Annotated in this window: 25 protein-coding genes and 1 other RNA gene; 21 read left to right on the top strand and 5 right to left on the bottom strand. The window is 57.9% G+C overall.

What is annotated here, in order from left to right:
* Window positions 1-4: 4 nt before the first annotated feature.
* The 3 genes from ABJM03_RS05710 to rpmG all read left to right on the top strand — a co-directional run bounded on the left by ABJM03_RS05710 (window position 5) and on the right by rpmG (window position 1,439).
* The gene (locus ABJM03_RS05710) at window positions 5-640 is read left to right on the top strand and encodes an N-acetylmuramoyl-L-alanine amidase (protein WP_348416242.1); all 636 of its coding nucleotides are present in this window, start codon (window positions 5-7) and stop codon (window positions 638-640) included.
* Between the two features lie 61 nt (window positions 641-701).
* Window positions 702-1,112: RNase P RNA component class A (gene rnpB, locus ABJM03_RS05705), an RNA gene on the top strand.
* Between the two features lie 159 nt (window positions 1,113-1,271).
* On the top strand, window positions 1,272-1,439 hold the full coding sequence (gene rpmG / locus ABJM03_RS05700) for a 50S ribosomal protein L33 (RefSeq protein WP_007119221.1): 168 nt from the start codon (window positions 1,272-1,274) through the stop codon (window positions 1,437-1,439).
* A 104-nt stretch (window positions 1,440-1,543) separates the two neighbouring features.
* Here the strand turns inward: rpmG and ABJM03_RS05695 are convergent, their stop codons facing one another.
* The gene (locus ABJM03_RS05695) at window positions 1,544-1,852 is read right to left on the bottom strand and encodes a DUF1272 domain-containing protein (protein ID WP_348416240.1); all 309 of its coding nucleotides are present in this window, start codon (window positions 1,850-1,852) and stop codon (window positions 1,544-1,546) included.
* Window positions 1,853-2,040: 188 nt separating this feature from the next.
* Window positions 2,041-2,817 carry a Bax inhibitor-1/YccA family protein gene (locus tag ABJM03_RS05690; RefSeq protein ID WP_348416238.1) on the bottom strand — a complete coding sequence of 259 codons (777 nt, stop codon included), beginning with the start codon at window positions 2,815-2,817 and terminating at the stop codon, window positions 2,041-2,043.
* A 433-nt stretch (window positions 2,818-3,250) separates the two neighbouring features.
* Between ABJM03_RS05690 and ABJM03_RS05685 the strand changes: the two genes are divergently transcribed.
* The 5 genes from ABJM03_RS05685 (at window position 3,251) to ABJM03_RS05665 (ending at window position 7,395) form a co-directional block, all read left to right on the top strand.
* Window positions 3,251-4,102 (top strand): LysR family transcriptional regulator, encoded by an 852-nt coding sequence (locus tag ABJM03_RS05685; protein WP_348416236.1) that lies wholly within the window; start codon window positions 3,251-3,253, stop codon window positions 4,100-4,102.
* 178 nt (window positions 4,103-4,280) lie between these two features.
* Entirely contained in the window at window positions 4,281-4,667 is a 387-nt protein-coding gene (locus tag ABJM03_RS05680) for a helix-turn-helix transcriptional regulator (protein WP_348416234.1), read from the top strand.
* 76 nt (window positions 4,668-4,743) lie between these two features.
* Window positions 4,744-5,550, top strand: a complete 807-nt coding sequence (gene hisN / locus ABJM03_RS05675) for a histidinol-phosphatase (RefSeq protein ID WP_348416232.1) — start codon at window positions 4,744-4,746, stop codon at window positions 5,548-5,550.
* Window positions 5,547-6,893 carry an 8-oxoguanine deaminase gene (locus tag ABJM03_RS05670; RefSeq protein ID WP_348416230.1) on the top strand — a complete coding sequence of 449 codons (1,347 nt, stop codon included), beginning with the start codon at window positions 5,547-5,549 and terminating at the stop codon, window positions 6,891-6,893. Before hisN ends, ABJM03_RS05670 begins: the two co-directional genes overlap by 4 nt.
* Before the next feature lie 31 nt (window positions 6,894-6,924).
* Window positions 6,925-7,395, top strand: a complete 471-nt coding sequence (locus tag ABJM03_RS05665; RefSeq protein ID WP_348416228.1) for a CAP domain-containing protein — start codon at window positions 6,925-6,927, stop codon at window positions 7,393-7,395.
* 24 nt (window positions 7,396-7,419) lie between these two features.
* On the opposite strand, the gene guaD is transcribed toward ABJM03_RS05665, so the two are convergent.
* Window positions 7,420-8,709: a guanine deaminase gene (gene guaD / locus ABJM03_RS05660; protein WP_348416226.1), complete on the bottom strand. Its 1,290-nt coding sequence runs from the start codon at window positions 8,707-8,709 to the stop codon at window positions 7,420-7,422.
* A 134-nt stretch (window positions 8,710-8,843) separates the two neighbouring features.
* On the opposite strand from guaD, the gene mgtE reads away from it, so the two are divergent.
* The 4 genes from mgtE (at window position 8,844) to ABJM03_RS05640 (ending at window position 13,632) form a co-directional block, all read left to right on the top strand.
* Complete coding sequence (gene mgtE / locus ABJM03_RS05655; protein ID WP_348416224.1) at window positions 8,844-10,244, top strand: magnesium transporter; 1,401 nt, start codon at window positions 8,844-8,846, stop codon at window positions 10,242-10,244.
* A 2-nt stretch (window positions 10,245-10,246) separates the two neighbouring features.
* Entirely contained in the window at window positions 10,247-10,822 is a 576-nt protein-coding gene (locus ABJM03_RS05650; RefSeq protein ID WP_348416624.1) for a 5-formyltetrahydrofolate cyclo-ligase, read from the top strand.
* 77 nt (window positions 10,823-10,899) lie between these two features.
* Window positions 10,900-11,712: a TIGR00282 family metallophosphoesterase gene (locus ABJM03_RS05645; RefSeq protein ID WP_348416222.1), complete on the top strand. Its 813-nt coding sequence runs from the start codon at window positions 10,900-10,902 to the stop codon at window positions 11,710-11,712.
* A gap of 147 nt (window positions 11,713-11,859) precedes the next feature.
* Window positions 11,860-13,632 (top strand): SLC13 family permease, encoded by a 1,773-nt coding sequence (locus ABJM03_RS05640; protein WP_348416220.1) that lies wholly within the window; start codon window positions 11,860-11,862, stop codon window positions 13,630-13,632.
* A 75-nt stretch (window positions 13,633-13,707) separates the two neighbouring features.
* Here ABJM03_RS05640 and ABJM03_RS05635 read toward each other — a convergent pair whose 3' ends face one another.
* Window positions 13,708-15,480, bottom strand: coding sequence for an SLC13 family permease (locus ABJM03_RS05635; protein WP_348416218.1), 1,773 nt, complete (start codon window positions 15,478-15,480; stop codon window positions 13,708-13,710).
* Between the two features lie 144 nt (window positions 15,481-15,624).
* Here ABJM03_RS05635 and ABJM03_RS05630 point away from each other — a divergent pair, with 144 nt between their 5' ends.
* Window positions 15,625-16,368 (top strand): YebC/PmpR family DNA-binding transcriptional regulator, encoded by a 744-nt coding sequence (locus ABJM03_RS05630; protein ID WP_348416216.1) that lies wholly within the window; start codon window positions 15,625-15,627, stop codon window positions 16,366-16,368.
* A gap of 111 nt (window positions 16,369-16,479) precedes the next feature.
* On the opposite strand, the gene ABJM03_RS05625 is transcribed toward ABJM03_RS05630, so the two are convergent.
* Window positions 16,480-16,728, bottom strand: coding sequence for a hypothetical protein (locus ABJM03_RS05625; RefSeq protein ID WP_348416214.1), 249 nt, complete (start codon window positions 16,726-16,728; stop codon window positions 16,480-16,482).
* Window positions 16,729-17,039: 311 nt separating this feature from the next.
* Between ABJM03_RS05625 and ABJM03_RS05620 the strand changes: the two genes are divergently transcribed.
* The 8 genes from ABJM03_RS05620 to betA all read left to right on the top strand — a co-directional run bounded on the left by ABJM03_RS05620 (window position 17,040) and on the right by betA (window position 25,446).
* Window positions 17,040-17,639, top strand: coding sequence for a LysE/ArgO family amino acid transporter (locus ABJM03_RS05620; RefSeq protein WP_348416212.1), 600 nt, complete (start codon window positions 17,040-17,042; stop codon window positions 17,637-17,639).
* 38 nt (window positions 17,640-17,677) lie between these two features.
* The gene (locus tag ABJM03_RS05615) at window positions 17,678-18,580 is read left to right on the top strand and encodes a DMT family transporter (RefSeq protein WP_348416210.1); all 903 of its coding nucleotides are present in this window, start codon (window positions 17,678-17,680) and stop codon (window positions 18,578-18,580) included.
* Between the two features lie 91 nt (window positions 18,581-18,671).
* On the top strand, window positions 18,672-19,256 hold the full coding sequence (betI, locus tag ABJM03_RS05610) for a transcriptional regulator BetI (protein ID WP_348416208.1): 585 nt from the start codon (window positions 18,672-18,674) through the stop codon (window positions 19,254-19,256).
* Window positions 19,253-20,761: a choline-sulfatase gene (gene betC / locus ABJM03_RS05605; protein WP_348416207.1), complete on the top strand. Its 1,509-nt coding sequence runs from the start codon at window positions 19,253-19,255 to the stop codon at window positions 20,759-20,761. The genes betI and betC overlap by 4 nt, the downstream gene beginning before the upstream one ends.
* Before the next feature lie 77 nt (window positions 20,762-20,838).
* Window positions 20,839-22,020: a BCCT family transporter gene (locus ABJM03_RS05600; RefSeq protein WP_348416205.1), complete on the top strand. Its 1,182-nt coding sequence runs from the start codon at window positions 20,839-20,841 to the stop codon at window positions 22,018-22,020.
* A 65-nt stretch (window positions 22,021-22,085) separates the two neighbouring features.
* Window positions 22,086-23,537 carry a betaine-aldehyde dehydrogenase gene (gene betB, locus ABJM03_RS05595; protein WP_348416202.1) on the top strand — a complete coding sequence of 484 codons (1,452 nt, stop codon included), beginning with the start codon at window positions 22,086-22,088 and terminating at the stop codon, window positions 23,535-23,537.
* Entirely contained in the window at window positions 23,537-23,788 is a 252-nt protein-coding gene (locus tag ABJM03_RS05590; RefSeq protein ID WP_348416200.1) for a DUF6552 family protein, read from the top strand. The genes betB and ABJM03_RS05590 overlap by 1 nt, the downstream gene beginning before the upstream one ends.
* On the top strand, window positions 23,788-25,446 hold the full coding sequence (gene betA / locus ABJM03_RS05585; RefSeq protein WP_348416198.1) for a choline dehydrogenase: 1,659 nt from the start codon (window positions 23,788-23,790) through the stop codon (window positions 25,444-25,446). Before ABJM03_RS05590 ends, betA begins: the two co-directional genes overlap by 1 nt.
* The last annotated feature ends 57 nt before the right edge of the window (window positions 25,447-25,503 follow it).

Raw genomic sequence — 25,503 nt, 5'->3', positions numbered from 1 at the left:
CGGCATGCCAACGGCCTGCCCATCGCCTAACTGCGGCCCGCGTCGCGATGGGCTGACCCCCACGCTGGTGGTTCTCCATTATACTGCAATGAACAGCGCCCAAGCGGCGCTTGAGCGGTTGTGCGATGCCGGTGCCGAGGTTTCGGCCCATTACCTGATCTCGGGTCGGGGCGAGGTGATGCAGCTGGTCGATGAGGCCGCACGCGCGTGGCACGCAGGGGTCAGCGCGTGGCAGGGCCATGACGACATCAATTCGCGCTCGATTGGCATCGAATTGGACAACCGCGGCACGCATCCCTTCTCTGAACCACAAATGGTAGCACTCGAGCAATTGCTGCGCGGGATTATGTCACGCTGGCAAATCGCGCCCGAAGGGGTGATCGGCCATTCGGATATTGCACCGGACCGCAAATTCGACCCCGGCCCACGATTCGACTGGCGCAGATTGGAGCGCCAAGGGCTTGCTGCGGCTCCATCCCCGCGTGCCTATGGGGCAGGGGATGCCGAGGCTTTTGTAAGGGCTGCAAAAGAGGCGGGATTTAGCGCGGATGTTGATTTTGACACCTTGCTGTCTGCCACGCGTCTGCGCCGTGCGCCGTGGCGTACCGGCCCGCTTTGCACGGATGATTTCACGCTTTAGGGCCGGACGGTTGCATTCTTCCATTGACCGCCGCCCCGCCATAAGGATAAGCGGCGCTTGCGCGGAAGGCTGGATGGCCGCTTGGATGTCTGTAAGGGCATTCGGGAGGAAAGTCCGGACTCCGATAAGAGACGGTGCCGGGTAACGCCCGGGCGGGGTAACCCGACGGAAAGCGCCACAGAAAATAAACCGCTTTGTTTTCGAATGAAGTAAGGGTGAAACGGTGGGGTAAGAGCCCACCGCGCGGCTGGCAACAGCGGCGGCATGGCAAGCCCCACCAGGAGCAACGCCAAATAGGGATCGCGTGCCGTATCTGTCTTCGGGCAGATCGGCGGAGCCTCTTATGCTCCAGCAGGTCCGGGTTGGCGGCTGTAGCCCATGTCGGTAACGGCAGGGTCAGAGGAATGGTCATCCATGATGTCGTGCTTGCACGCCATCGGGACAGAATCCGGCTTATAGGCCTTCCGCGCAAATATCTGTTTGGCTGAGTGAAAAAATGGAATTTTCCGCTCCCGAAACCTATCGAGATGCAATACGGGGTTGACTCGGCCCGTGGCGCGGTTAGAAGCCGAAGCTCAGAGATTACGCGCGCGCGCCGCAGGTGGCGTGCCGCTGCACAGGAGAAGATAAAATGGCTAAGCCAACCACGATCAAGATCCGTCTGAACTCGTCCGCGGGCACAGGCCACTTCTACGTTACAAAAAAGAACGCACGCACCATGACCGAGAAAATGGTCATCAAGAAATACGACCCCGTTGCGCGCAAGCACGTTGAGTACAAAGAAGGCAAGATCAAGTAAGATCGCTTTGCTTTGATGCATTTAAAGCCGCGCATTTGCGCGGCTTTTTGCATTTCTGGAGGCAGGCTGCGGGCGTGCGCCGTTTGTGTGGATTCGGTAATAGCTTAGCGTTCGGCCGGAGGGGTGTTGCGCAGTTTGGCGACAAAAGCAGTGATGTCGGCGCTTGTCCATTTTAGCTTGGCGCGTTTGGTGCTGGCAGGGTGGTGTCGTAGGCCCGTGCCATCGCGGTGCGCCTTGGCAGGCCTGATGGGGCGCGGAGCAAAGCCACCGCCACAATTGGGACAGACGTTATGCAGAACGTCCCTCACACAATCGGCGCAGAAGGTACATTCATAGGTGCAGATGCGCGCCTCAGTGCTGCTCACAGGCAGGTCGCGGTCGCAACTCTCACAATTGGGACGTAGCTCTAGCATGGGTCACTCCTCATTGGGGTAGGGGCATGATGGTAGTTGTGGGGGGATTGGCCGTAAAGGCAGCTGAGAACGCTGTAGCGGCTTCTCAGGGCCGGGAAGCCGGGTTTTGAAGGTTCGCTTCAGCGCAAACAAAAGCCCCCCGAACAATCTGCTCGAGGGGCTTTTTCATTTCAGCGCTTTGAGGCGCGTTATTCGCGGTTGCCGAACAGTTGCAGCAGCATCATGAACATGTTGATAAAGTTCAGATACAGGTTCAGGGCACCCATGATGGCGGATTTACCAAGCCACTCTGTATCGCCGTGCTGTGCATGTGCGATATATTCGGTTTTGATACGCTGCGTGTCATATGCAGTCAGACCGGCAAAGATCAGAACGCCGATCGCGGAGATCGCGAATGTCAGTGCCGAGCTTGCCAAGAAGATGTTGATGATCGACGCGGCGATCAGGCCAATTACACCCATGATCAGGAAGCTACCCCAACCAGAGATATCTTTCTTTGTGGTGTAGCCGTACAGCGACAAACCCGCAAAAGCGATCGAGGTGATCAGGAAAATCTGAACGATTGATTCACCGGTGAACACCAGGAAGATCGAGCTGATGGAAACACCCATAACGCCTGCAAAGACGTAGAACAGCAGTTGTGCTGCTGCGGCGGACATCTTGTTGATCGCAGCGCCCAAGCCAAAGACAAAGGCGAGTGGTGCGAACATGACAACCCACTTCAGCGGCGACATGTACAGTGCCTGGCCCAGACCGGTCAGGTATGTGCCCTCGCGCAGCGCCACGGTGGCACCGGCAGGATCGGATGTGACCGCAAGGCCGGAGATGGCCCATGCGGCGGCGAAGGTAATCAACATGCCTACGGACATTGTGCCGTAAACTTTGTTCATGTGGGCGCGCAGGCCTGCATCAATCGCGGCTGTGCGGCTGCCGGCACGGGTCCGGATTGTATTCACGTCTGCCATTTAAAACTCCCTAAAAACTGGCCCGCGATAAGGATTGTGCGGGTACAGGGGTAATATCGGGGGCAGACCCCATATTTTCAAGGCTTTTTACATAGGAAAGTCGTTTTGGTTAATCCTTCCACGATGCAGGCGCGTCCCAAAACGGTCTGGCGGCCTCTTGTCGTGCTTCCTGGGCGGTTATCCCGACATCACAAAGGTGATCTGCGGACAAAGCGGCCAACGCCCGCCGACTGCGCCAAAGGGCTAGGGCCGCGCGTAGTGAAAGACGGGCAGGGGGCTGAGGCTGGCAGTGTGAGGATAGGGTAAGGCGCATGTGTAATCTCCAGTTTTGGTGATGTGTTTTCGCAATTCATTCGCGTTCTTGATGTATGCGCCTTGGTAATGTATTTTAAAAACGAATGTTTTTGATGAATTCCATTGTATTTGGTGATGTATGAGAAATCTTGATATGGCGACGCTTCGTTCGTTGGTTGCAATTGCTGATGCGGGCGGGGTCACGCGGGCGGCGGGGTTTTTGCATCTGACGCAGTCCGCCGTCTCGATGCAGATCAAACGGCTGGAAGATTTGCTGGATGTGAAATTGCTTGATCGTAGAGGGCGATCGGTTGCCTTCACCGCGCAGGGGGATCAGCTGCTTACATATGCACGCCGCATGGTGGCAATGAATGACGAGGTTGTTACGCGGATGACCGTGCAGGAATATAGCGGGACGCTACGCCTTGGTGTGCCGCATGATATTGTCTATCCCGCTGTTCCGCAGGTGCTCAAACAGTTCAATGCGGCCTATCCGGGTATCCGTATCCTGCTCGAATCGCGTCATACGCAACCGCTCAAGGAAATGTTCGCGAAGGGGGAGTGTGATGTGATTCTCACCACCGAGACTTCGCTTGGATCGGGCGGCATAACCTTGGCCCAGCGGCGGTTGAACTGGATCGGTGCCCCGGGAGGGGCTGCATGGCGCCAGCGTCCGCTTAGCATCGCCTATGGACGGGTTTGCAGCTTTCGCGGGCTGGCTGTTGCCGCGCTTGATGCGGCGGAAATTGATTGGCAGATGCTGGTCGAGACGGACAATGACAGTACGATCCATGCCACAGTTAGCGCAGATCTTGCTGTATTTACTGCGATTGAAGGCACTGAGCCACAACAGCTTGAGCGTATCGACCATGGTGGCGCGCTGCCTGAACTGCCTGTCCAGCAGATCAATCTCTATGCCTCGGATGCGGCGCAAAGCGCTCCGTTGCAGCATCTGATCGCTTTGTTGTCGTCCAAGATCGCCGAACGCTAGGGGATGGGGGCAACCGCATGGGGTGATTATTGGGATAATTCCCCTCCACAGAATTGATTAACCTCGGCAATGTAGGATGACGTATGAAACGGGCAATGCGGTCATACTGGGATGTATGCTGGCAACAAGGCCCATGACCGCCCCGTTAGGGTGCCAAGGAATTAGAGTAGGCCCAAGTATGCCCCACATCGTCGATATCCATGTCGGTAAAAAAATTCGGCAACGTCGATGGTTGATCGGGATGACCCAGCAAACGCTGGGGGAAACTGTGGGCATTAAATTCCAACAAATCCAGAAGTACGAAACAGGTGCAAACCGTGTGAGTGCATCGCGCCTGTGGGATATCGCCAAGGCGCTGGGCATGCCTGTGGCGTCGTTCTTTGAAGGAATCGAAGAGCAATGCGAGGTTGGTTCCGATTGTGGGTCGCGCGCCGGTAACAATATGCCCGGTGATCTGCTTGGCGACCGCGAAGCGATGGAGCTTGTGCGTTCTTACTATGCCATTCCCGAGAACCAGCGCCGCCGCCTTTACGAGTTGGCCCGCGTGCTGAGCGATGCAGGCTAACGGTACTTGTGTGAAAATAGCGCCTTTTTGGCATCCAAGCCTTGCAAGGGGCGGTGCACAATGAGACGACATTCACATGAAAACAGATACCTCACTTTTTGACGAGCTGGCCCATGTTGCAGGGTTGATGGCTGACGCTGCAGGCGCGGTCATTTTGCCCTATTTCCGCAGTGCGGCGCTGAAGGATGATAATAAGCTTGCAGGAGGCTATGATCCCGTTACCCAAGCGGACCGCGAAGCCGAAGCTGCCATGCGCGCGGTACTGGCTGAACACCGTCCTCATGACGGTATTCTGGGTGAGGAATTGGGCACGACCGAAGGCACCAGCGGCCTGACATGGGTGCTGGACCCAATCGACGGGACGCGCGGCTTTGTGTCGGGCACGCCGACATGGGGCGTCTTGATCGCTGTGGGTCCGGCGGATGGGCCGTTTCTTGGGGTGATAGACCAACCATATATTGGTGAGCGCTTTTTGGGGAGGCCTGATGGCGCATGGTTGATCCGCGCGGGCAACCGGACCCCGCTGCGCACCCGTGCGGCTCGCGGTTTGAATGAGGCAATTGTTTTCACGACTTTCCCCGAAGTAGGCTCAGCCGCTGAAGGTGAGGCTTTTGCGGCTGTGGCACAGCAGGCTAAACTCACGCGCTATGGTATGGATTGCTATGCCTACGCGCTGGTTGCCAGCGGTCAGGTCGATCTGGTGATCGAGGCGGGATTGCAGGCTTATGACATTCAGGGGCCACTGGCATTGATACAGGCCGCGGGAGGGGTCGTGACTGACTGGAACGGCGGGCCTGCCCATAATGGCGGTCAGGTGATTGCCGCGGCCAATGCACAAATCCATGCGGAGGCGCTGGCGATCTTGCGCGCGCAAATGTCATGACGCAGGCGGTGCTGCTGCGCGGGGCCGATACGGTTCTGACGATGGACGATGCGCGGCGCGAGCTGTCAGGTCATGACATCTTGCTGGAAAACGGTTCCATCGCGCAGATCGGAGAGAGCCTCTCCGTGCCGGAAGGTGCGCAGGTTGTCGATGTTTCGGGCTGTCTAATTACGCCAGGTTTGGTCAACACGCACCACCACCTGTATCAAAGCCTCACCCGCGCGGTACCGGGCGGGCAGGATGCCCTATTGTTCGGTTGGTTACGCACCCTTTATCCGATCTGGCAGAAATTTACGCCCGAGCACATGTTTGTCTCGGCGCAGGTTGGTCTGGCGGAACTTGCCTTGTCGGGTTGCACGCTAAGCTCGGATCACCTGTATCTGTATCCCAACGGATCACGGTTGGAAGATACTATCCACGCGGCGGCCGAAGTTGGCCTGAGGTTTCATCCTACACGCGGCGCCATGAGTATTGGCGAAAGCGATGGCGGCCTGCCGCCCGATGCGCTGGTCGAAGAGGAGGGCGCGATCCTTGAGGATTGTATCCGCGTGATTGATGCGTTTCACGATCCTGCAGAGGGCTCTATGTGCCGCGTGGGGATTGCGCCCTGTTCGCCCTTTTCAGTGAGCAGGGATCTGATGCGCAACGCTGCTTTGTTGGCACGCGACAAAGGCGTGATGTTGCACACCCATCTGGCCGAAAATGACGAAGATGTGGCCTATTCCCTTGAAACCTTCGGATGCCGTCCGGGGGAATACGCGGAAAGTCTGGGTTGGGTCGGGCCGGATGTCTGGCACGCCCATTGCGTAAAGCTGGACCCTGCCGAGATCGCGCTGTTTGCGCGCACGCAAACCGGCGTGGCCCATTGCCCGTGCTCCAACTGCCGCCTTGGCAGCGGCATTGCTCCGCTGCGCGCCATGCGCGACGCGGGCGTGCCGGTGGGGCTGGGGGTCGATGGCTCGGCCAGCAATGATGCGGGAAATCTGGTGGCCGAGGCGCGGCAGGCGATGTTGTTGCAGCGTGTGGCGCTTGGCGCAGATGCGATGAGCGCGCGTGAGGCGCTCGAGATTGCGACACGTGGAGGGGCCGACATATTGGGCCGCCCCGATTGTGGGCGCATCGCGGTGGGCAAGCGCGCTGATATCGCGGTTTGGGACATGACCGGCGTAGAGGCGTCAGGGTCGTGGGATCGTGCTGCGCTGCTTCTTGCCGGCCCGACCACTGTGCGCGATCTTTTCGTTGAGGGGCGGCGTATCGTGCGAGAAAGTAACCTTTCCACAATAGATTTGCCGCAGGTTTTGCGGCAGCAAGCGGGGCTTGCGACGGCATTGATGCGGGCGTAAAAAGCCCGCCGGTTTTAGTGAGAGTACGAGTATGAGACGAGTTTTGATGTGTTCAGCCATGGCGCTGTTCTTGGTCGGGTGTAGCACGGGGCAAGGCCCGGTCAACGATCCACAATCTGCCGCATTCGCGGGAACAACGACACCGGTCAGGGCGCAGATCAATGCGATCCGCGCCAGTGCAGGTGTCGGTCAGGTTAAACGAAACGCCAAACTGGATCGTGCGGCGCTGGCCCATGCGCAGGATATGGCGGCAAATAACTTCCTGAGCCATACCAGCTCGGATGGATCGGACTTGCGCCGGCGGGTAGAGCGGGCAGGCTATGACTGGTGCTCATTGGGAGAGAACGTCAGCCGTGGCTACCGGAGCGATCAGGCGGCAATCGAACAATGGCGCACATCTCCGGGGCACTACCGCAACATGATCAAGGGTAAAGCGCGGGAATTCGGCATGGCTAATGTGAACGGATTTCGCGTGATGGTGCTGGGTGCCAGCAATTGCTAGGCTTTGCTGCGCGCTAAGCGGGGGTTAGATCAGGTTTCCATTAATCCATGTGGCGCGCACTGCGCGCTCGTCGCCCATCATCAGCGTGGCAAACACGTCTTCCCATACACTGCCCGAACGGTTGGCACGTTGGGCAATCGCAGCAGTTGATTGCAGGTCCAGCACGGCAATATCGCCGTAATAACCCGCAGCGAGCGTGCCGATTTCATCGCCTAGATGCAGCGCATTTGCCGACCCTGCGGTGCCCAACCACATCAACTGTGCCGCGTGTAGCGCGTGACCGTGATGTTGGGCTGCTTCATAGGCGGCAGCCATCGTGCGCAACATCGAGAAAGACGAACCACCGCCGGTATCGGTGGCCAGCCCCAAGGGCACGCCGCGAGTGGCGAGTTGCGGCAGGTTCAACGCGCCTGAGCCGATAAAGGAATTGGAGGTGGGGCAGTGGATTACGCGGCCCTGCACGTCGGCCAGCCGGTCGATTTCACGCGGCGTCAGGTGGATCGCGTGCCCATACAGACCGCGCGCGCCCAACAGCCCGTGGGCCTCATATGTGTCGAGATAATCGCGCGCCTTGGGGAACAGCTCGGCCACCCATGCGACCTCATCGGGTTGCTCGCTCAGGTGGGTTTGCATCAGGCAGTCGGGGTGCTCTGCCCAAAGTGCGCCAAGCGCGCTGAGCTGGTCCGACGTAGACGTAGGAGAGAAGCGCGGCGTGATGGCATAATGCGCGCGGCCTTTGCCATGCCAGCGGTCGATCAACGCTTTGCTGTCGTCATAGGCGGTTTGCGCAGTGTCGCGTAGATTATCCGGCGCGTTTCGATCCATACAGGTCTTGCCCGTCACCATACATTGCCCGCGTTCTTGAGTCGCAGCAAAAAGCGCATCGGCGCTATGGGGGTGGATGGTGGCAAAAGAGGCAATTGTCGTCGTGCCTGCTGCCGCCGTCAGGTCAAGATAGCGGCCCGCGATATCGCTGGCATAGGACGGATCGGCAAACCGCGCCTCTTCGGGGAATGTGTAGGTTTCGAGCCAGTCAATCAGCCGCTTGCCCCAGCTCGCGATCATTGCGGTTTGAGGGTAATGCGCGTGGGCATCCACAAAACCCGGGCAGATCAGATCATTCCCGTAATTGACCACGCTTGCCTGCGGATGTGCCGCCTTTAGGGTGGTCGCTGGCCCCACTGCCCCAATGCGGCTGCCCTCCAATAAAACAGCTCCGGCGCTGTCGATATGCACGCAGTCTTCCCATGCTTGGATAAAGGGGTTCCCTCGAAAGGTAAGGGTCTGGCCGGTGAGGAGGGTTTGCGTATTCATCCGCCGAGTATGAGTGGATTACAACGGGGGAGCAATGGCGCTTTCCTAAAGATTTTACAGTGGGCTGCGTGGGCCATTGTGGTCACCTTGAGCCACCCTTATGCTATGCGAAACAGCAAAAGGGGGCCGCGCGTATGTCGACTGAAAACACTGAGCAGCTCCTTGTGGCGGACGAGTCTGACACCGAGGCCTATGCGCTGGTCAAACGCGATGTGGCAGCAATTTTATATACTGTCGATATTGAAGACCGCGACAAGCTGATCGAGCTGATGGAGCCGCTGCACCCTGCGGACATCGCTGACCTTCTGGAGCAGATCAACGCCTTTGACCGTGCGCGTCTGATCCGGTTGTACGACCGTGAGTTCGACGGGGAAATTCTCTCCGAGCTTGACGATTCCATCCGTGATGAAGTGATCGCGATCCTTACACCGCAGGTGCTTCAGGAAGCGATGCGCGAGCTGGACAGTGATGACGTCGTTGACATCATCGAAGATCTCGAAGACGCGCAGCAGGCTACCATTCTGGACGCTTTGGATGATGGAGACCGCGCTGCGGTTGAGCAGGCACTGACCTATCCCGAATTCTCGGCTGGTCGTCTGATGCAGCGCGAGGTCGTTATGGCACCCGAGCATTGGACCGTCGGAGCCGCTATCGATTATCTGCGTGCCACCCCCGAAGAGGATCTACCGGATCAGTTTTATCACATCATCGTTGTTGATCCGCGCCTGCATCCGGTCGGCAATGTCACATTGGGCAAGCTTATGCGCTCAAAACGTGAGGTGCTGCTGAGCACGCTGTATGAGGATTCATTCCAGATCATCCCCGCCACCCGCGATGAGGGGGATGTGGCATATGCGTTTAACCAGTACCACCTGATTTCGGCACCTGTTGTGGATGAGGACGGGCGACTGATCGGGGTGATTACCATTGATGACGCCATGGCCGTGCTGGATGAGGAACACGAAGAAGACATCATGCGTCTTGCGGGGGTTGGCGAAGGATCGTTGAGCGACCGTGTGCGCGAGACGACCAAACAACGTCTGCCGTGGTTGGCCGTGAACCTTATGACCGCCATCGCGGCAAGCCTTGTGATCGCGCAATTCGAAGTGGCACTGGCGCAGATCGTGGCCTTGGCTGTTTTAATGCCGATCGTCGCCTCGATGGGCGGCAATGCCGGTACCCAAAGCCTGACTGTTGCGGTGCGGGCATTGGCGACAAAAGACCTTACCGGTTCCAACGTATGGCGCGTGATCCGGCGTGAATGTCTGGTGGGGCTGATCAACGGCAGCATATTCGCCGCTGTGATGGGGATTGTCGGCATCATTTGGTTCGGCTCTCCCGCGCTGGGCGGGGTGATTGCCGTAGCGATGGTGATCAACATGGTCATTGCGGGGCTTGCAGGAACGGGGATTCCGATCGTGCTGGACCGTTTGGGTATAGACCCTGCACTGGCGTCGGGGGCATTTGTAACGACGGTAACGGACGTGGTTGGATTTTTCGCCTTCCTCGGGCTCGCGGCGGCCGTTCTGTTATGAGCATGGATGACCTGAAAGCACAGGTACGCAAGGCGGCATTTGCGCGGCGCAAGCCGCTGTTCGAGGCGGCAAATGCAGCGCAAGCAGGGTATCTGAGTGAGGTTCTGGCAGGGTACCGCGGTGTCCCGCTAGCCGGCTTTATGCCTATTCGCACGGAAATTGATCCCAGACCGGCAATGGCCGAGGCCTGTGCGCACGGGCTGGTGGGCGTGCCTGTGATCGAAGCCGAGGCTAAGCCGTTGAAATTTGCGCAATGGACCCCCGAGGCGGCCATGGTCGCAGGTCCTTTCGGGGCGCAGGTCCCGGCGGAGCTGTCGATCTTTGAGCCGGAAATTGTGATTGTACCGCTATTGGCTTTCGACCGCGCGGGCGGACGTTTGGGATATGGCGGAGGGTTTTATGACCGAACGCTGGAAATGCTGCGTGCGCGCCGGTCTACTTTGGCCATCGGTTTTGCATTTGCGGGCCAAGAGGTCGACCAATGCCCGTTAGAGCCGACAGACCAGCCGCTTGATCTGATCGTGACCGAGGCGGGCGTGATCGAGATCGCCGCCACCCATGGGCGGGGCAATACCTGATGAAAATTGCCTGTGTCATATGCACCTCAGCGCCCTTGGTACTTGCATAAACGGCTTTGCCAGCTTAGCGAGGGCACATGAAGATACTCTTTCTCGGAGACGTAATGGGCCGCGCCGGGCGCCGTGCCATTACCGAAAACCTCCCCCGATTGCGCAGTGAGTGGAAGCTCGATTTCATCGTCGTCAATGGCGAGAACGCCACTTCGGGTATGGGCCTGTCAGGCTCTCATGCTAAAGATCTGTTGGCTGCGGGTGCCGATTGCTTGACGCTGGGCGATCATGCCTTTGATCAAAAGGACATGCTGGCGTTTATCGAACAAGAGCCGCGCATCATTCGCCCGCTCAATTTTTCGAAAAACGCCCCGGGCAAGGGAGCGCGCCTGTTCAAGACCCGCACGGGCAAGCAGGTACTGGTCACTCAGGCCTTGGGGCAGGTGTTTATGAAACGCCCCTTTGATGATCCGTTTTCAGCCCTTGATACCGTGCTTAAAACCCATCCTCTGGGCGGCATGGCCAATGCGATTATTGTGGACATGCATTGCGAAGCCACCTCTGAGAAGATGGCCATGGGCCATTGGTGCGATGGGCGGGCAAGCCTTGTGGTGGGGACCCATACCCACGTGCCAACCTCGGATGCGATGATCCTGCCTGCGGGCACGGCCTACCTGACAGATGCGGGGATGTGCGGCGATTATCATTCGGTCATCGGGATGGATAAGGCCGAGCCCTTGCGCCGCTTTATCACAGGCATGCCCAAAGACCGGTTTTCTCCCGCCAATGGCGAGGCGACCCTGTCCGGCGTCTATGTCGAGACTGACGACAAGACAGGCCGCGCCACGCGGGTGGTACCCGTGCGCCAAGGGGGCAACCTGCAACAGGCGGCCCCCTGAAGGCATCGGTAGCGGGATAGGCGGGCAGACGTCCGGAACCGAATGGGCTGGTGTGACGATTACACCGCGGCTGGCCCGGTTCAAACGAATGCTTGCCGCAGCGCACACCATAGGCGACAACAAGAGCGTTTATAACAGGTTCGACGCATGAATATTATTGAACTTTCGCAATTCTCCCAAGCGGTGCTGGCGCTCACAGTTGTGGGGGTGATGTTTATCCTCTTTTTGCGGGAGACGTTTCCAACGGAAGTTGTCGCACTTGCAGGCGCGGCAATTTTGTTGGCGCTGGGGCTGCTGCCCTATGATGATGCGCAAGAGGTGCTGTCCAACTCGGCCCCCTGGACGATTGCGGCGATGTTTATTGTCATGGGCGCGCTGGTACGGACCGGCGCGTTGGAGGTGCTGACCCAACTGGCAGAACGCTATGCCCGTACCAATCCCAAAATGGCTGTAGTGGGCGTGATCCTGTCTGTCATGGCGGCCAGTGCGATTATGAATAACACGCCGGTGGTGGTGGTAATGATCCCCGTGGTTGTCCAGCTGAGTAAAACGCTGGGCACCAAAGCCTCAAAGCTGTTGATCCCGCTGAGTTACGCCGCGATCATGGGGGGCTCTCTTACGTTGATCGGGACCTCGACAAACCTGTTGGTAGACGGGGTTGCGCGTTCGCAGGGGATGGAGCCGTTCGGCATCTTTGAAATCCTGCCCATCGGCCTTGTCGTTTGTACCTGGGGGCTTGTTTACATGGGGACGATCGGCCGGCGCCTTTTGCCCGAGCGTGACAGCATGGCAGGCATGCTTGGCAACCGTTCGAAGATGAAGTTTTTCTCGGAGGCGGTCGTCCCGGCAGAGAGTAACCTCATTGGTCGTGAAGTGCTGGATGTGAAGCTGTTCAAGCGCGACGGTGTACGGTTGATTGACGTGGTGCGCGGGGATGCATCCTTGCGGCGGAACCTGAAGGACGTGGTTCTTCAAATGGGGGACCGTGTGGTGTTGCGTACGCAGATGGCCGAACTGCTGAGCCTTCAGGCCACGCCAGAGCTTAAGCGCGTGGATCAGGTATCGGCGGTTGAGACCCATACCGTGGAGGTGTTGATCACGCCGGGCTGCCGCATGGTGGGCCGTAGCCTTGGGGCGCTGCGTTTGCGCCGCCGTTACGGTGTGTATCCGCTGGCGGTGCATCGCCGGAACCAGAATATTGGCCGCCAACTGGATGATCTGGTGGTCCGGGTCGGGGATACGCTTTTGTTGGAGGGGGCACCGGAAGATATCCAGCGCCTGTCGGTGGACATGGATATGGTCGACGTCAGCACCCCGTCCGAGCGTGCATATCGTCGAGGTCATGCGCCGATCGCCGTAGGCGCTCTGGCGGCGATTGTGATCCTTGCGGCACTGAATGTGGCACCGATCCTGATGCTGGCTGTGATGGCCGTGGCGGTGGTGCTGGTGACGGGTTGTATCGATGCGGATGAGGCATTTTCATTCATTGATGGGCGGTTGCTTGCGCTTATCTTTTCCATGCTTTGTGTCGGGGCCGCGTTGCAGCATACGGGCGCGGTTCAGTTGATTGTGGATGCCGTGGCCCCAGCGCTGGTCGGGATGCCGCCATTTCTGGTTATTTTCTGTGTCTTCCTGATGACAACTATTTTCACGGAAATTGTCTCGAATAATGCTGTTGCAGTGATCATGACCCCGATTGCCATCTCGTTGGCTACGGCGCTGGGGACTGACCCGCGGGCGTTGGTCGTGGCGGTGATGATTGCGGCGTCATGTGCGTTTGCCACGCCGATCGGCTATCAGACCAACACGCTGGTTTACGGGCCGGGTGGATATAAGTTCACTGATTTTATGAAGGTGGGCGTACCGCTGAACCTGTCTATGTCTTTAATCGCAAGTGCGGTTATTCCGCTGTTTTGGTGAGGGCGGGCCCTATGGGCCCGCTGGAGGCTCTGCCTCCAGACCTCCGGAGTATTTCCGGCTAGAAGAAATAGGGTTTCAGAGAGGCCAGAATACGAGGATCGCGGGGATGGAGACAGCAACCACGATGATTTCCAGTGGGAGGCCGATCCGCCAGTAATCGCCAAAGCTGTAGCCACCGGGGCCGAGGATCAGTGTGTTGTTCTTGTGACCGATCGGAGTGAGGAAGGCAGAGGAGGCGGCGATTGCGACGGCCATGAGGAAGGGGTCGGGGTTCACTTCGAGAGACCGTGCCATCTGGATGCCGACAGGGGCTGCCACGATGGTGGTGGCCGTATTGTTGAGAACATCCGACAGCGTCATTGTGACAACCATGAGTACAGTCAGGACCGCCCAAGCGGGCATGCCTTGGGTCAGGTTGACCAATGATCCTGCGATCAGTTCTGTACCACCAGATTTTTCGAGCGCGGCCCCCAGTGGGATCATCGAGCCAAGCAAGACGACGACCGGCCATTCGATATGGGTGTAGAGTTCGGATAGGGGCACAATTTTGGCCAGCACATAGGCTATGACGACTATTCCGAGGGCGATGGGCAGGTAGATAATGCCCAGCGAAGCCGCGACCACAGCGCCGGCGAAGAGGCCGATCGCGAGCCAGACCTTGCTGTTTTCCGTGACTGCAAGGCCGCGGTCGGCCAGCGGTAGCACGCCAAGCCATTCGACCACATCATTGCCTGTATCACGCGGCACAAGCAGCAGCAGGATATCGCCTGTCTCAAGCCGGGTTTTGCGCAGCTGTTCAGTGATCTTGCGGCCACGCCGCGAGATACCCAGCAGCACTGTGCGCTGGCGCCACGCGAGGCCCACGGATTGTGTGGTACGTCCTGAAAGGCGGCTTTCGGCTGTCACGACAACCTCGATAATCTCGACACCTTCACCGTCGGCGCGCAGGCGTTCTTCGCGGGCGCTGTCTGCGACAGCCAGATCCAGGGTGGAGCGGAATTCATCCAGCGCGTCTGGTGTTGCCTCGAGCACCAATGCATCGCCTGCGCGCAATTCGGCGTTGCGGGCGCGGCCATAGCGGCGTTTGCCGTCACGCATCAGGCCAAGGATGGTGACATCGGCTTTATCGGCGGTTTCTTCCAGCTCGGATAGGCGTTTGCCGATGTGTTTGCTGTCTTCGGGTACGACGAGTTCTGCGATATAGGCCGCGAGGTCTTCGGCGTTTAGGGCGTTGTCATCACGGGCGGGGATCAGGCGCCAACCGACAAGGGCGACAAAGGCCAGTCCGGCAATCGCCGCGACGCCGCCTACGGGGGCAAAGTCGAACATCTTGAAGGGCGCGCCGAGGGATTCTTCGCGGATCGAGGCGATGATGATATTGGGCGGGGTGCCGATCAGCGTGACCATACCGCCGAGGATCGTTGCAAAGCTGAGTGGCATCAGCGACAGGCCCGGTGCCCGACCTGCCTTGCGTGCGGTTTGGATGTCGACGGGCATCAGGAGGGCGAGAGCTGCGACATTATTCATAAAGGCAGAGAGGATGCCGCCAACGGCTCCCATCAGTGTGATATGTGCGCCCAGACTGCGCGAGGCATCTACCAGTGTGCGGGTGATCAGCAACACAGCGCCAGAGCGCACCAACCCAGCCGACACCACAAGTACAAGCGCCACAACTAGCGTGGCAGGGTGGCCAAAACCGCTGAATGCATCCGCGCTGTCCACAACGCCCAGTACGACACCTGCCATCAAGGCTGAAAAAGCAACGATATCATAGCGGAAGCGGCCCCAAAGCAGCAGGCCGAAGACGGCTCCGAAGAGGGCGAAGAGGATAATTTGATCAGTTGTCATAGGGGTAACATGTTGCAGGGGGCAAATAAGGGCAAGGGGGAATGGGCCAACAGTTTTGGCGATGCTTGAGGAGGTGCTTGCCCATCTGCGGTCAGCTGCCCTATAAGCGCGGCTAAATAAAACATTCAATCTACGGAGACCGCAATGGCAGGCCATTCCAAATGGGCAAACATCCAGCACCGCAAAGGGCGTCAGGACAAGCTGCGCTCCAAGATGTTTTCGAAGTTCTCGAAAGAGATTACAGTAGCGGCCAAGATGGGTGACCCCGATCCCGATAAAAACCCGCGTCTGCGTTTGGCTGTCAAAGAGGCCAAGCAGGCGTCGATGCCCAAAGATAACATCGACCGCGCCATCAAGAAGGCGACAGGGGGCGATGCGGAGGATTACGAAGAAATCCGCTATGAAGGGTACGGCACCAATGGCGTCGCCGTGATTGTCGAGACGATGACGGATAACCGCAACCGGACTGCTTCGACTGTGCGTTCGACCTTTACTAAATACGGCGGCAATCTGGGCGAGACCGGCAGCGTGGGCTTTATGTTCGACCGCAAGGGCGAAGTCATCTATCCGGCCGAAGTCGGCGATGCGGATACGGTTATGATGGCCGCAATCGAAGCCGGTGCCGAAGACGTCGAGAGCACCGAAGAAGGGCATGTGATCTTTTGCGCTGACACGGACCTGAATGAGGTATCTACGGCGCTGGAGGCAGAGCTGGGCGAGTCGACCTCGACCAAGCTGATCTGGCGGCCGACCACCACCACCGAATTGGACCTTGAGGGCATGCAGAAGCTGATGAAGCTGATTGATGCGCTGGAGGATGATGATGATGTGCAGCGCGTCACGGCCAATTTTGAAGCCTCGGACGAGGTCATGGAAGCGCTTGAATAAGAAGCGTCAAACCACCGTTTGAAAAAATAAAAACACCGCTGCAGGAACAGGCAGCGGTGTTTTTATTTGGAACGTCGGAAACTTTTCAGCCGGCATTCGCCTGCGCGGGCTCTAGATCGCCTCGCGCAGGGAACGAAGCATGTTCCATAGGCCGCTTTGTGCAGGGCGTGGATCGCGCGATACCTCGCGGTGGCTCGACACGTTTACCAGCAGGCTCTTCACTTCATTTAACCGCTCGTTTGCACCGGGACCACCTGCGCTGGCCTGCATCTGCAGGATCTTTGACTGTGTTTCGAGGGCGGAAATAAACAGATCCAGTTCCTCGGCAGTTACTTCCAGTTTCTTGATGGTATTGGTCATCTGCTGTTCCTTTGTTTTGTTGTGCTGCAGATAGGTGTTGGCACGGACATACGCTAGAGCTGTTGGATCAGTTCCCTGTGATTAATCTGTAACATTTCCGTGTTATGGAATAATCGGGTAAGTCTTTGAAGAAGAACGTCAAAATTTTCAGCGGTTTTCGCCTCTTGTTAAGCCATAATGTGCCTGAGTTTCTGCTCACGTGCAAAACGCATCTGTGTGACTGATACGTGAAGGCAAGGCTTGCGCCTTGGGTGAGCGGATGCGATCCCTACGCCAGCTGCGCAGGCGGCGCAAGTGTTAAGGGTGCTGCTTTGTTAACTTCTTTTATTCCCGGATTTCTGCTTGGCCTGACGTTGATCGTTGCGATTGGCGCGCAGAATGCTTTTGTCTTGCGGCAAGGGCTGCGGCGCGAGCATGTGTTCTGGGTCTGTCTGACTTGCGGGATGTGTGATGCGCTGTTGATTGCGGCAGGCGTGGCGGGGTTTGGCGCATTGGCGCAGGCTGTGCCGTGGTTCGAGACAGTCATGCGTTATGGTGGCGCGGCGTTTCTTATAGCGTACGGCGCCCGCAGCGCTCTGGGTGCATGGCGAGGGGGAGGAACGCTTGAGGCAGCGGAGCAGGCACCGGCATCGCTGGGTCGTACATTAATGGTGGTTTTGGCGCTGACTTTTCTTAATCCGCATGTCTATCTTGATACGCTTGTTCTGCTCGGTTCGATATCGGCGCAATATGACAACCGGCTGGCATTTGGTAGCGGCGCAGTTCTGGCAAGCCTGACGTTTTTCTTTATGTTGGGCTATGGCGCGCGTCTTTTGCAGCCCTTGTTTGCCAAACCGTTTAGCTGGCGCATATTGGATGCGTTGATTGCGCTGACCATGTGGGCCATCGCGGTCAGTCTTTTGTACGTTTAAGGCTTGTGCCGGTGTAACGATTAAAGTCATCTGCAGCCATGACAACACGTTCCCCTGCACGGCCCGTGATGGGCATCTTCTGGATGTTTGTGACAGGCCTTTGTTTTATTATGGTCACGGCATTGGTGAAAACCATGGGGCCGCGCCTGCCCGCAGGCGAGGCGGCGTTTCTGCGCTATGCAATTGGCCTGGTGTTTGTGCTCCCTTCATTGGGAGCGATCCGGGCCGCAGGCTTGACGAAACGGCAATGGGGTTTGTTCGGGGTGCGCGGGATCAGCCATGCGGGCGGGGTAGCTTTGTGGTTCTACGCCATGGTGCGTATTCCGATCGCGGATGTAACCGCGCTAAATTATATGGCACCGATCTACGTGACCGTTGGTGCGGCCCTGTTTTTAGGAGAGCGGTTGGCCTTTCGGCGCATTGTGGCTGTTTTTGCGGGGTTGATCGGGGCGTTGATTATTCTGCGGCCCGGTTTTCGCGAAATCGGTAGCGGGCATTTGGCCATGCTGTTGGTCGCACTTGTCTTTGCGGGAAGTTATCTGGTGGCCAAGGTGATGGCGGATGAGGTCAAGCCCGGTATCGTGGTGGCGATGCTGTCCATTTTCGTGACCATCGGGCTTGCGCCGCTTGCTTTGGCCAATTGGATCACGCCGACGCTGCACGAGCTTGCGATGCTTGCCGGGGTCGCTTGTTTTGCTACTGCGGGTCATTACACAATGACTATGGCTTTTTCTGTGGCTCCTGTGACGGTGACCCAGCCGGTGACCTTTCTTCAGTTGGTGTGGGCCACATTGCTGGGCGTGGTCTGGTTTCACGAAGCCATTGATATCTGGGTGATTGTAGGCGGTTTCGTTGTGCTTGGGTCTGTCGTTTTTATCACTTGGCGCGAAGCCATGCTCAACCGCCGCGTGACGCCGGACGCCCTCGCCACCAAGGGCTGATTTCGGGGTGGTTTTGCGCCGTTTTTTTATTGATTGACGCGTCAATTAAAAGCCCTCACCCTAAGCGGATGTATGAAATGATCCGAATCTGATGCCTAAAATTGGTATGGAACCGCTGCGCCGTGCGTCATTGGTACAGGCCACAATCGACGAGATTGGCCGCACCCAGTCGCTGGATGTGACTGTGGGGCAGATCGCCCAAAAGGCCGGCATGTCCGCAGCGTTGGCACATCATTATTTCGGGGGAAAGCACAGGATTTTCCTGGCTGCCATGCGTCATATTCTGACGGAGTATGGAACTGTGGCCCGCAGCCACCTTGAGGCAGCCAGCACGCCGCGCGGACGGGTAGAGGCGATTATCTACGCCAGCTTTGATCCCATCTGTTTCGCGCCTGCGACGGTGGCTGCGTGGATGACGCTTTATGCTGCGGCACCGGCCCATCCGGGCACAAAGCGCCTGCTTGAGATCTATCATGCCCGTTTGCGCTCCAACCTGATCCACGCCCTGCGTCAGATTGACGATCATGCACAGAATGCAGTCGACAACGCCGAAGTGATCGCGGCGCTGATCGACGGTCTATATCTGCGGGCCGCGCTCAGCGATGCCGGTTGTGCGGCCGGGGCAGAGCAGGCAGCGCTGTTGACCTTGGACCGGTTGCTGGAGGGGCAGGGATGAGCCAGCCGAATATCCTGATCCTTATGGTGGACCAACTGAATGGTACGCTGTTCCCTGATGGCCCGGCCGATTGGCTACACGCGCCTAACCTGAAAAAGCTGGCGGCGCGGTCTACAAGGTTTCAAAACGCCTATACGGCCTCGCCGTTATGCGCGCCGGGGCGGGCGGCGTTCATGTCGGGGCAATTGCCCAGTGCCACGGGTGTTTATGACAACGCGGCAGAGTTCGCATCCTCTATCCCCACCTACGCGCATCACCTGCGACGTGCGGGATATTACACCTGCCTGTCGGGCAAAATGCATTTTGTGGGCCCCGATCAGTTGCACGGGTTCGAGGACCGCCTGACCACTGATATCTATCCCGCCGATTTCGGCTGGACCCCCGATTACCGCAAACCCGGTGAACGGATTGATTGGTGGTATCACAACATGGGCAGTGTCACAGGCGCAGGCGTGGCCGAGATTTCCAACCAGATGGAATATGACGATGCCGTCGCCTATGAGGCCACGCGCAAGATTTACGAGCTATCGCGCGGTCTGGATGCGCGGCCTTGGTGCGTCACGGCCAGCTTTACCCATCCGCATGATCCCTATGTGGCGCGCAAGAAATACTGGGACCTTTACGAGGAGTGCGACCATCTGCTGCCCGAGGTGCCGATGATGGCCTATGAGGATCACGATCCTCATTCCAAACGCATCCTTGACGCAAACGACCGCGGTAATTTCGAGATTACCGAAGACAACATCAAACGCTCGCGCCGTGCCTATTTTGCCAACATCAGCTATCTCGATGATAAGATCGGTGAAATTCTGCAAACGCTCGAGGACACGCGCCAAGAGGCGATCATCGTCTTTGTGTCTGATCACGGCGATATGCTGGGCGAGCGTGGATTGTGGTTCAAGATGAGCTTTCTTGAGGGATCGGCGCGCGTGCCGATGATGATTGCGGCACCACAGATGGAAGCAGGGCTGCAAACAACACCCGTCAGCAATATCGACGTCTGCCCGACGCTATGTGATCTGGCAGGTGTGGATATGTCCGAGATCATGCCATGGACCACGGGGCAAAGCCTTGTCCCCATGGGGCAGGGCGTCGAGCGCACGGAACCTGTGGCCATGGAATACGCCGCCGAGGCATCTTATGCGCCGATGGTGTCCCTGCGGTATGGCAAATGGAAATACAACCGCTGTGCGCTGGACCCTGATCAACTGTTCGATCTTGAGGCTGACCCGCATGAGCTGACCAATCTGGCCGAGGTGCCTGCCCATGCAGGTACACTTACGCAATTGCGCGCCAAATCCGAGGCCCGTTGGGACTTGGATGCCTATGACGCGGAGGTGCGCAAATCCCAAGCGCGCCGTTGGATCGTCTATGAGGCGCTGCGCTCGGGCGGGTATTACCCATGGGATTACCAACCGCTGCGCGACGCCTCACAGGCCTATATGCGCAACCATATGGATTTGAATGTGCTTGAAGAAAACAAGCGCTTTCCGCGCGGCGAATGACAAATACTGGCGGTGCCGATGGGTGCAGGGCCGCCAGCGCGTATAAAACACCCGACAAAAAACGATAGGGACTTAAAATGTTAACCTCAATCATCTCCTTCGGAGTGATCCTTGCCTTCGCGCTGGTGATCTTCTGTACGATTAAATGGTGGAACCTGACGCTGACGGGTACACAGCCTGTGTCGCTGTTTGTCTTCATCGCCATCCTGTTCACCTCTGGCCTCGATGTGGGGCTGATCATGTTTCCGCTGGCCTTTGACTTTCCGCTTTATGCGGATGTCGCGACCGAGCCTGCCTACGGGTTTACCAACCCGCTGGCGCTGGAATTCGGGTTTTGGGGCTTTTTGATCTGGGCCTTCTATTTCCTGACGACCTTCTATTTCTGCGCGATCGAGCCGCGGATCAAATTCTTTGAAATCCCTGCGGTAAAGCTGCTGAACAACTTGGTCATCATCACCACCTGTGCCTTCACCGGCGCGCTGTTCCTGATCTATATGCCTTACTACATTGCCGAAATCGGTGACGGTGAGACGATCCTGCCGGTGTTCTATGTGATTTGCTTCCTGGTGATCCTTGTTGCGGCCTTCAGCTCGACCGACATCAAATTCGTCAAGGTCCTGTCGGTCAGCTCGACCGTGCTGTTCTTTGCGCTGATTGCGTTCATGTTCTTCAATGCAGGCATGGGTGTCGGCGATCTGGCGGCGACCAGTGGTGAAATCGGTGGCTATTTCGCGAACCTGCACAAGTTCATCATCCCGCTGACCGATTACCATGAATTCTACCTGTTCTGGTGGTTCGCGTGGTCCATCATGATCGGCCAATTCGTCAGCCGCTTTGTCGGTGGATTGAAAACCTACCAACTGCTGGCCGCTTTGCTGGTGTTCCCATCGATCCCGCTCGCGCTGTGGTTCTCGGTTCTGTATTTCTATCACCTCAACGGCATTGGTACGGCGGGTCTGCCCAACTGGGCCATGACCGTTGTGGGCATCGTGTTTGTCATCAACTCGTTTGACAGCCTGATCCGCCTCTACACCGATAACCTGAACCTCACGACCGAGCGTTTCGGCACGGTTTCCTATGTGTTGGCCAATGCTGTCGGGCTGTTCGTGCTGACGCTGCTGTTCCAAAGCCAGTGGTTGCAAATCCAGTGGGTCGGCACCGTGGTGATCGGCATCTATCTGGCAGCACTCGCCTATATGTTCTTTGTTAAACGCCATGCGATGAAAGACCTCGATGGTCAGGCAGCACCGTTGAACTAACTCCTAAAATCACCGGCCCCGCGCAGCATCGCGCGCGGGGCCAACATCATTCAAAAGAGAGCCTCATGCAAACCCAACCCACCGCAAGCCATTTCATCAACGGCCAATATGTCGAAGACACCGCAGGCACCCCGATCGAAGTGATCTATCCCGCCACAGGTGCCGTGATTGCGACGGTGCATGCGGCAACTCCAGCCATTATCGAACAAGCACTAGCGGCCGCCAAATCCGCCCAGGCAGCATGGGCCGCCATGAGCGGCACCGAGCGGGGTCGCATCCTGCGCCGCGCCGCCGATATCATGCGCGAACGCAACCACGACCTGAGCGTGCTGGAAACCTACGACACCGGCAAACCCTATCAGGAAACATCTGTGGCAGACGCCACTTCTGGTGCCGATGCGCTGGAATATTTCGGCGGCATGGCCGCAACCCTGACGGGCGAGCATATCCAATTGGGCGAAGATTGGGTCTATACCCGCCGTGAGGCGCTGGGCGTCTGTGTGGGCATTGGCGCATGGAACTACCCCACGCAAATCGCCTGCTGGAAGGGCGCGCCTGCGTTGGCCTGCGGCAATTCCGTGATCTTCAAACCCTCCGAGACCACCCCGCTTTGCGCGTTGAAGGTGGCTGAAATTCTGGTCGAGGCAGGTCTGCCCGCCGGCCTGTATAACGTCGTCCAAGGTTTGGGCGATGTGGGCGCTGCGTTGGTCACAGACCCGCGCGTCGACAAAGTATCGCTGACAGGCTCAGTGCCTACAGGCCGTAAGGTATACGCCGCCGCCGCCGAAGGCATGAAGCACGTCACAATGGAGCTGGGCGGTAAATCCCCCATGATCGTATTCGAGGATGCCGATATCGAGAACGCCGTATCGGGCGCGATCCTTGGCAACTTCTACAGCTCTGGCCAAATCTGCTCCAACGGGACGCGGGTGTTTGTGCATAAAGACATCAAAGAAGCCTTCCTGACCCGTCTGGCCGAACGTCTGGATACAGCCAAGATTGGCGATCCGATGGACCCCGACACCAGCTTTGGTCCGATGGTCTCAAAAAACCAGATGGATATCGCGCTGGACTACATCGCCAAAGGCGAAGCCGAAGGCGCGCGTCTGGTCTATGGCGGTAAGGCGATAGATCGGGACGGGTTCTACATGCAACCCACCGTCTTTGCCGATGTCACCGACGACATGATCATCGCGCGCGAAGAGATTTTCGGCCCCGTCATGGCGGTACTTGATTTCACAGATGAAGCCGATGTCATGGCCCGCGCCAATGACACCGAATTCGGCCTTGCGGCTGGTGTATTTACCCGCGATCTGACCCGCGCCCACCGTGTGGCCGCAGGGTTCGAGGCAGGTACATGCTTTATCAACTCCTATAATGACGCGCCGGTTGAGGCACCCTTTGGCGGTGTCAAAGCCTCTGGCGTGGGGCGTGAAAACTCCAAAGCGGCCATTGACCACTACAGCCAGGTGAAATCCGTCTATGTGCGCATGGGCGACGTTGAGGCACCGTTCTAATGACCGATATGCCGCAAGAACCGCAACCGCCGATGTCGCGGGTTGATGTCGTGAAATGGATCGCCACGGCGGTGCAACTGGTGGGTTACGGGCTGACCGGCCTTGGCTGGCAGCCATGGAATGTCTTTGCGTTTTTTGCGGGTATTGCCTTGTGGTTTGCTGTGGGCGTGATGTGGAAGGACCGTGCAATCATGGTCGTCCACGTCGGTGCCTTTATTTCCCTTCTTGCTGGATATCTGAGTGCGAATTGATGGAAGCTGATTATGTAATTGTAGGCGCAGGTAGCGCTGGTTGTGCCATGGCTTACCGCTTGGGTGAGGCAGGCAAATCCGTTCTGGTGATTGAACATGGCGGCACGGATGCGGGGCCCTTCATCCAGATGCCCGCCGCGTTGAGCTATCCCATGAATATGGAGCGCTACGATTGGGGGTATAAATCCGAACCTGAGCCCGGGCTGGAAAACCGTGAATTGGTTGTACCGCGCGGCAAGGTTGTGGGCGGATCATCCTCGATCAACGGGATGGTTTATGTGCGCGGTCATGCGATGGACTATGACCATTGGCGCGATCAAGGCGCAGAGGGGTGGAGCTATGCCGATGTGCTGCCCTACTTCCGGCGTATGGAAACATGGCATGACGGCGGGCACGGCGGTGACAGCTATTGGCGCGGCAAGGACGGCCCGCTGCATGTCAGCCGTGGCCCCCGCGAAAACCCGCTGTTCGCTGCTTTTGTCGAGGCAGGCAAACAGGCGGGCTATGAAGCCACAGACGATTACAACGGCGAGAAACAAGAGGGCTTTGGCCCGATGGAGCAGACTGTGCATAACGGTCGGCGCTGGTCGGCGGCCAATGCCTATCTGCGTCCCGCGCTTAAGCGCGAAAATGTAAGCCTGACCCGCGCCTTCGCCCGCCGTGTGGTGATGCAGGACGGCCGTGCCGTGGGCGTCGAGGTTGAACGGGGCGGCAAGATCGAGGTCATCACCGCGCGGTGCGAAGTGATCCTTGCGGCTTCCTCGATCAATTCGCCGAAACTGTTGATGCTATCTGGTATTGGGCCTGCCGCGCATCTGGCCGAGCATGGCATTGACGTGATTGCCGACCGTCCGGGGGTGGGGGGCAATCTGCAAGACCACCTTGAGGTCTATATGCAGATGGCAGCCAGCCAGCCGATCACGCTTTATAAACACTGGAATCTGTTGTCCAAGGCGCTCATCGGCGCGCAATGGCTGCTTACCAAAAAGGGCATGGGCGCCTCGAACCAATTTGAAAGCGCGGCCTTCATCCGCTCGCGCGCAGGTGTCGCCTATCCCGATATCCAGTACCATTTCCTACCGATTGCCGTGCGCTATGACGGCCAAGCGGCGGCCGAGGGGCATGGATTTCAGGCGCATGTGGGGCCGATGCGGTCCAAATCGCGGGGACGTGTTTCGCTGGGCTCTGCAGATCCTGCGGACAACCCAAAGATTAATTTTAACTACATGTCCCATCCCGACGATTGGGAGGAATGGCGCCGCTGCATCCGTCTGACGCGCGAAATTTTCGCACAAGACGCGTTCAAACCCTACGTCAAGCACGAGATACAGCCCGGAGCCGATGTGCAATCGGATGCGGAGATCGACGCCTTTGTGCGTGAGCACGCAGAAAGCGCTTATCACCCTTGCGGGACCTGCAAAATGGGCAGTAAAGATGATCCTGACGCGGTTGTAGACGGGCAGGGACGGGTGATCGGGGTTGAGGGGCTGCGGGTTGCGGACAGCTCGATCTTCCCGCGGATCACCAACGGCAACTTGAATGGGCCGTCCATAATGGTCGGTGAAAAGATGGCCGATCACGTGTTGGGCCTCAATCCGTTGGCTGCGTCCAATGATCAGCCGTGGATACATCCCGACTGGGAGACGAAACAGCGATGATCATTAACGCGCCGCTAATATAAGGCGGCGCGTTAACTTTTTGTTAACCCGCTGGGA

It is taken from the genome of Sulfitobacter sp. (genome assembly GCF_039977885.1).
In the GTDB taxonomy this organism is placed as follows: domain Bacteria; phylum Pseudomonadota; class Alphaproteobacteria; order Rhodobacterales; family Rhodobacteraceae; genus Sulfitobacter.
This window is presented reverse-complemented; position numbering and strand designations above follow the sequence as displayed.

Coding starts and splice junctions, on each gene's coding strand:
- ABJM03_RS05710 (WP_348416242.1), top strand. CDS start 5: ATGCCAACGGCCTGCCCATCGCCTAACTGCGGCCCGCGTCGCGATGGG.
- rpmG (WP_007119221.1), top strand. CDS start 1,272: ATGGCTAAGCCAACCACGATCAAGATCCGTCTGAACTCGTCCGCGGGC.
- ABJM03_RS05695 (WP_348416240.1), bottom strand. CDS start 1,852: ATGCTAGAGCTACGTCCCAATTGTGAGAGTTGCGACCGCGACCTGCCT.
- ABJM03_RS05690 (WP_348416238.1), bottom strand. CDS start 2,817: ATGGCAGACGTGAATACAATCCGGACCCGTGCCGGCAGCCGCACAGCC.
- ABJM03_RS05685 (WP_348416236.1), top strand. CDS start 3,251: ATGAGAAATCTTGATATGGCGACGCTTCGTTCGTTGGTTGCAATTGCT.
- ABJM03_RS05680 (WP_348416234.1), top strand. CDS start 4,281: ATGCCCCACATCGTCGATATCCATGTCGGTAAAAAAATTCGGCAACGT.
- hisN (WP_348416232.1), top strand. CDS start 4,744: ATGAAAACAGATACCTCACTTTTTGACGAGCTGGCCCATGTTGCAGGG.
- ABJM03_RS05670 (WP_348416230.1), top strand. CDS start 5,547: ATGACGCAGGCGGTGCTGCTGCGCGGGGCCGATACGGTTCTGACGATG.
- ABJM03_RS05665 (WP_348416228.1), top strand. CDS start 6,925: ATGAGACGAGTTTTGATGTGTTCAGCCATGGCGCTGTTCTTGGTCGGG.
- guaD (WP_348416226.1), bottom strand. CDS start 8,709: ATGAATACGCAAACCCTCCTCACCGGCCAGACCCTTACCTTTCGAGGG.
- mgtE (WP_348416224.1), top strand. CDS start 8,844: ATGTCGACTGAAAACACTGAGCAGCTCCTTGTGGCGGACGAGTCTGAC.
- ABJM03_RS05650 (WP_348416624.1), top strand. CDS start 10,247: ATGGATGACCTGAAAGCACAGGTACGCAAGGCGGCATTTGCGCGGCGC.
- ABJM03_RS05645 (WP_348416222.1), top strand. CDS start 10,900: ATGAAGATACTCTTTCTCGGAGACGTAATGGGCCGCGCCGGGCGCCGT.
- ABJM03_RS05640 (WP_348416220.1), top strand. CDS start 11,860: ATGAATATTATTGAACTTTCGCAATTCTCCCAAGCGGTGCTGGCGCTC.
- ABJM03_RS05635 (WP_348416218.1), bottom strand. CDS start 15,480: ATGACAACTGATCAAATTATCCTCTTCGCCCTCTTCGGAGCCGTCTTC.
- ABJM03_RS05630 (WP_348416216.1), top strand. CDS start 15,625: ATGGCAGGCCATTCCAAATGGGCAAACATCCAGCACCGCAAAGGGCGT.
- ABJM03_RS05625 (WP_348416214.1), bottom strand. CDS start 16,728: ATGACCAATACCATCAAGAAACTGGAAGTAACTGCCGAGGAACTGGAT.
- ABJM03_RS05615 (WP_348416210.1), top strand. CDS start 17,678: ATGACAACACGTTCCCCTGCACGGCCCGTGATGGGCATCTTCTGGATG.
- betI (WP_348416208.1), top strand. CDS start 18,672: ATGCCTAAAATTGGTATGGAACCGCTGCGCCGTGCGTCATTGGTACAG.
- betC (WP_348416207.1), top strand. CDS start 19,253: ATGAGCCAGCCGAATATCCTGATCCTTATGGTGGACCAACTGAATGGT.
- ABJM03_RS05600 (WP_348416205.1), top strand. CDS start 20,839: ATGTTAACCTCAATCATCTCCTTCGGAGTGATCCTTGCCTTCGCGCTG.
- betB (WP_348416202.1), top strand. CDS start 22,086: ATGCAAACCCAACCCACCGCAAGCCATTTCATCAACGGCCAATATGTC.
- ABJM03_RS05590 (WP_348416200.1), top strand. CDS start 23,537: ATGACCGATATGCCGCAAGAACCGCAACCGCCGATGTCGCGGGTTGAT.
- betA (WP_348416198.1), top strand. CDS start 23,788: ATGGAAGCTGATTATGTAATTGTAGGCGCAGGTAGCGCTGGTTGTGCC.